Origin of the sequence: Pinirhizobacter sp. (assembly GCF_035317885.1) — a bacterium.
GTDB lineage: Bacteria > Pseudomonadota > Gammaproteobacteria > Xanthomonadales > Rhodanobacteraceae > Pinirhizobacter.
Map to the genome: position 1 here is coordinate 1 of NZ_DATHFX010000186.1, position 4,176 is coordinate 4,176.

Below are 4,176 nucleotides of genomic sequence, written 5' to 3' on the forward strand. Positions count from 1 at the left end.
GTGGGCGCCCGAAGCGATCCACGGCGTGGTCGAGGCGGTGGCGGCGAAGCTTGCGCTGGGCATGGGCAAGGTGGCGGCGCCGCTTCGGGTCGCCATGACCGGCACCCAGGTGTCGCCGTCGATCGAGCACACGGTGTACCTGGCCGGAAGGGAAGGGGCGCTGGCCCGCATCGACGACGCCATTGCCCGCAGCGGCGTCTGACCCCATATTCGACCCATCGCGACTGAACAGGCCGGCATTTGGACGAGCTTCTCTCGCGGATGATGCATGGCGTGGACCCGGATGATCCGGGGGCCTTCATGCATATCTTCGCCAACCTGATGGCGATGGTGCCCTGGTTCTGGCTCACGGTGTGGTCGCTCGCCTTCGTGGTCGTGGGGGCCTGGATCGGTCACCGCCGGGGCCAGGTATGGCAGGGTGCCGCCTGGGGCGCCGTCCTGGGGCCCGTCGGCTGGTGGTTTGCCTGGCGGATGAGGCCGCTGCCGCCGCCGTTGCCGCACCCGGCGTATGATCGGCGCAAGGAGTGACACGTGAACACCAAGCCTTCTGAAAACCACCACGACCACCACCACGACGACGCCATCGGCTTCGTGCGCGCGGTGGAAACCGCCAGCACCGAGCGCGGCCTGCGGCTCACGCCGTTGCGCCGCGAGGTGCTGCAACTGGTGGCGCGTGCCGGAAAGCCGGTGAAGGCGTATGACTTGCTCGACAGCCTGCGCGACACCCATGGCAACGCGGCCCCGCCCACGGTGTATCGCGCGCTCGATTTCCTGCTCGAGAACGGCTTCATCCACAAGCTCGAGTCGATCAATGCCTTCGTGGCCTGCCACCATCCGGCCGAACAGCACCAGGTGCCTTTCCTGATCTGTGACGTCTGTGATGGCGCCCAGGAAGTGTGCGATCCACGCGTGGCCGAGCTGATCGAAGCGCAGGCGCGCACCTTCGGTTTCACGCCGCAGGGGCAGACCGTGGAAGTGCATGGGGTTTGCAAGAATTGCCGGTAAGGCGTTCTTTGTAAGCAAATGCACAAGTAGGGGAATTCCTGCGTATATCAGGTGCATTTTCTGAATGTGCTTCGCCATCGGGTGCGTGCATAATCAATGCATGCCGGCGCGTCCACACCGCGGCGGTAACGACGACGGATTTCATGGAACGATTGTGCCAAACGATTTCATTCCCATGAGCGACAGTTCAGTGGCTCATCGGTCGATCTATGTGCCACTCGAGATTGCGCAGCTTGATACGCGAGTGACGCGGCTTGAAGTGATAACCGAGAGCTTCTCTGCACGATTCGACGAGCAGAAGGTCGAATTTCGGGAATTCCGGGCCGAAATGAATGCCCGTTTCGACAAAGTCGATGATCGATTCGAGAAGTTCGGGGCAAAGGTTGATGCGAAGTTCGATCGTGTTGACGCGAAGTTCGAGCAGGTTGGTATCAAGGCGCGCTCAGACTTCCACTTGCTCTTCGGAAGCCTGATCGCCTCGACGCTTTGCCTTGCGGGAATGATGGCCAAGGGATTTGGCTGGTTCTGATACCCAAAGAAACAGGGCGCGGCATCACGCCGCGCCCTGTGGGGTTCGCCGCCGTGGAGGGTGCGTCGGGAGGGGATGACGCCGTCGGCGAACGGTGGCCGCTTGCGGGCCATGCATGGGAACGGGGCAGGGTGCGATCGGTTGACAGACGTATAGACGTCCGAATGAACTTTCGATGGCGCAAGAACCGGTGGTTTTGTACCCGGGTTAAAAATGGCTTGCATTGCGGACGTTATAAAGTAACAATAGCCATCCTATGCAGCCTACCTACGCCATTGCTTCCATGACCCAGCCGCCCGAGCCGGAAATCCGCAAGCGTTGGTGGCACCTGGCCGATCGCCTGGGTGCTACGGCGTCATTCCTGTGCGCCGTCCACTGCGCCGCATTGCCCTTCGTGCTGGTCTTCCTTCCCTTGCTGGGACTGAACTTCCTGGCCAGCCACACCTTCGAAAAGGGCTTCGTGCTGTTTGCCTGCCTGTTGGCCACGATTACGCTGATGGGCGGCTATCGTCGGCACCGCCGGCGCCTGGCGCTGGGACTGGTATTACCTGGCCTGTTGTTGCTGATCGCCGGGGTCACGGTGCTGCACGATAATGGCTCGTTGTTGCTGCACAGCGTGCTGGTGGCGTGCGGCGGGTTGCTGGTGGCCTCGGCGCACTTCGTCAACCTGCGATTGGATCGTATCCACGTGCATGGCCCCAGCTGCGCGCACTGAACGCCTCGCGTCCGCTGCGATTGTGTAACGCGTGCCGCGGTTCCTAGCATTGCCCCATGGCACACAATCACACAGACGAACATCACCGGCACGATCCCGCGCCAGGCGGCATGTCCACCCAGCGGAAGCTTTTGATCGCCTTCGTGCTGACCACCGTGATGATGGTGGTGGAGGCGTTTGGCGGCCTATGGTCGGGCTCGCTGGCGCTGCTCGCCGACGCTGGCCACATGCTGGTGGATTCGCTGGCCATGCTGCTGGCCTTCTGTGGCGCCTGGTTTGCCACGCGGCCGGCCGACGATAAGCGAACCTTCGGCTACGGGCGCATGGAAGTGCTTGCCGGGTTCGTCAATGCGCTCACCCAGTTCGTGCTGATCGTCTTCATTGCCTACGAGGCGGTGCAACGGCTGTTTTCACCCACGCCCATCCTTTCCGGGGTCATGTTGATCGTGGCGGTGATCGGCCTTGCCGTTAACGTGCTGGTGCTGACCACCTTGCACGGCCACGATCACGACGACGTCAATGTCGCCGGTGCCAGCCTGCATGTGCTGGGCGACCTTCTGGGTTCCGTGGCCGCCATCGTCGCTGCACTGGCGGTGCGCTGGCTGGGTTGGCTATGGGCCGATCCGGTGCTCTCGGTGCTGGTGTGCCTGCTTATCCTCCGCAGCGCCTGGATGCTGCTACGCCGTTCCTCGCAGATCCTGCTGGAAGGAACGCCCGAAGGCGTGAAGCCCGAGGATGTCGAGGCGGTGCTGAAGGCCGCCGATCCCGGCATCGCCGACATCCACCACGTGCATGTCTGGCAGGTAACGAGCGGCTCGCGCATGGCAACGTTGCATGCCGAGGTCCACGAGGGCGCCAATGCGGCTGCGGTGCTCGATGCCATCAAGCGCACCCTGCTGGACCGCTACGGCATTGGCCACGCCACGGTGCAGATCGATCCGGGCCCCTGTCCGGACATGGAAGAGCCGTGCAAGGGTCACGCACAGCCTTGACCGGATTGACGAAATTCCCCCGCCCTTGCACTTTGGCGGCCGGCTGATAAGCTGATAGGCCATCAACACATTAAATTCTAAGGAGTTTCCCATGGGTAAGGGCGATCGCAAGACCCGTCGTGGCAAGACCTACCGCGGCAGCTACGGCAACAACCGCCCGCACACCGCCGTGGCGCCTGCTGTCGCCGGCAAGCCGGCCGTGGTGGCCAAGCCCGCCGCCGTGAAGAAGGCCGCCCCGGCGCGCAAGAAGTCCGCCTGATCCATCGGTTCACGCTGGATGAGAAAACCCCGCCCTGGCGGGGTTTTTTGTTTGGGCGTCGGCAAAAGCGCGGCTAACGGACCGCTGCGGTGTCGAAGTGGGGATTCTGGATCAGGCCCAAACGATTGCCGAAAGGGTCGGCCACCGACGCCACGCGGATGTCGCCACCTACGTCGGTGACGGGCTCGATTTCCTTTGCGCCAAGGTCGAGTGCGCGTCTGAAGGCGGCGTCGACGTCTGCGACAGCCCAGTACGCCTGCACGCCGGCAGTGGAGGGTTCGCCGTCAGGCAGGAGGCCCAATTCGAACCCGCCCACCGAGAAGCCGACGTAGAACGGCTGGTCGAAATAGGGTTCGGCTTCGAGCAGCTTTGTGTACCAGGCCTTGGCCGCGACAACATCCGTCGTCGGATAAATAACGGTGCGTAGACCTACAAGCATGTGCGGTTCCTTGTTGATGGCGACGATCGAGCTGGATCACGCGTGTTCGTCATATTGCGGCAGGTCGTCGGTAATCTCATGCCAGGGTGCTTTCGAACCCACGAAAATATGGTGGGCGGGGCGGATCGACGGGGCATCGACAAGCGTGCCCATCGCCACATGCACGTATGCGCCTTCCCGTACGACGGAATAAAGGAGCGAACCGCACGTAGCGCAGTGGGTGTCGTTGCCCTCGAC

The 4,176-nt window shown here is 62.8% G+C and carries 8 protein-coding genes and 1 pseudogene; 7 read left to right on the top strand and 2 right to left on the bottom strand.

What is annotated here, in order from left to right; translation table 11 throughout:
* The 7 genes and pseudogenes from VK519_RS05865 to VK519_RS05895 form a co-directional block, all read left to right on the top strand.
* A pseudogene (locus tag VK519_RS05865) lies at positions 1-202 on the top strand (glutamate--tRNA ligase); the annotation flags it as partial.
* A 98-nt stretch (positions 203-300) separates the two neighbouring features.
* Positions 301-528: a hypothetical protein gene (locus VK519_RS05870; protein ID WP_324348189.1), complete on the top strand. Its 228-nt coding sequence runs from the start codon at positions 301-303 to the stop codon at positions 526-528.
* 3 nt (positions 529-531) lie between these two features.
* A complete protein-coding gene (locus VK519_RS05875; protein ID WP_324348190.1) occupies positions 532-1,005 on the top strand; it encodes a transcriptional repressor in 474 nt (157 codons plus the stop codon).
* A gap of 175 nt (positions 1,006-1,180) precedes the next feature.
* Positions 1,181-1,534, top strand: a complete 354-nt coding sequence (locus tag VK519_RS05880; RefSeq protein WP_324348191.1) for a hypothetical protein — start codon at positions 1,181-1,183, stop codon at positions 1,532-1,534.
* A gap of 256 nt (positions 1,535-1,790) precedes the next feature.
* Positions 1,791-2,249 carry a MerC domain-containing protein gene (locus VK519_RS05885; RefSeq protein ID WP_414692705.1) on the top strand — a complete coding sequence of 153 codons (459 nt, stop codon included), beginning with the start codon at positions 1,791-1,793 and terminating at the stop codon, positions 2,247-2,249.
* A gap of 56 nt (positions 2,250-2,305) precedes the next feature.
* Positions 2,306-3,241, top strand: a complete 936-nt coding sequence (locus VK519_RS05890; RefSeq protein WP_324348192.1) for a cation diffusion facilitator family transporter — start codon at positions 2,306-2,308, stop codon at positions 3,239-3,241.
* A gap of 91 nt (positions 3,242-3,332) precedes the next feature.
* Positions 3,333-3,500, top strand: coding sequence for a 30S ribosomal protein THX (locus tag VK519_RS05895; RefSeq protein ID WP_324348193.1), 168 nt, complete (start codon positions 3,333-3,335; stop codon positions 3,498-3,500).
* A gap of 73 nt (positions 3,501-3,573) precedes the next feature.
* On the opposite strand, the gene VK519_RS05900 is transcribed toward VK519_RS05895, so the two are convergent.
* Entirely contained in the window at positions 3,574-3,939 is a 366-nt protein-coding gene (locus VK519_RS05900; RefSeq protein ID WP_324348194.1) for a VOC family protein, read from the bottom strand.
* Positions 3,940-3,975: 36 nt separating this feature from the next.
* The coding region (locus tag VK519_RS05905) for a GFA family protein (protein ID WP_324348195.1) at positions 3,976-4,176 on the bottom strand (201 nt) is incomplete at its 5' end.

What these genes read in the sequence shown, in the direction of transcription:
- VK519_RS05900 (WP_324348194.1), bottom strand. Translation starts at nt 3,939, where the DNA reads ATGCTTGTAGGTCTACGCACCGTTATTTATCCGACGACGGATGTTGTC.
- VK519_RS05890 (WP_324348192.1), top strand. Translation starts at nt 2,306, where the DNA reads ATGGCACACAATCACACAGACGAACATCACCGGCACGATCCCGCGCCA.
- VK519_RS05895 (WP_324348193.1), top strand. Translation starts at nt 3,333, where the DNA reads ATGGGTAAGGGCGATCGCAAGACCCGTCGTGGCAAGACCTACCGCGGC.
- VK519_RS05870 (WP_324348189.1), top strand. Translation starts at nt 301, where the DNA reads ATGCATATCTTCGCCAACCTGATGGCGATGGTGCCCTGGTTCTGGCTC.
- VK519_RS05880 (WP_324348191.1), top strand. Translation starts at nt 1,181, where the DNA reads ATGAGCGACAGTTCAGTGGCTCATCGGTCGATCTATGTGCCACTCGAG.
- VK519_RS05885 (WP_414692705.1), top strand. Translation starts at nt 1,791, where the DNA reads ATGCAGCCTACCTACGCCATTGCTTCCATGACCCAGCCGCCCGAGCCG.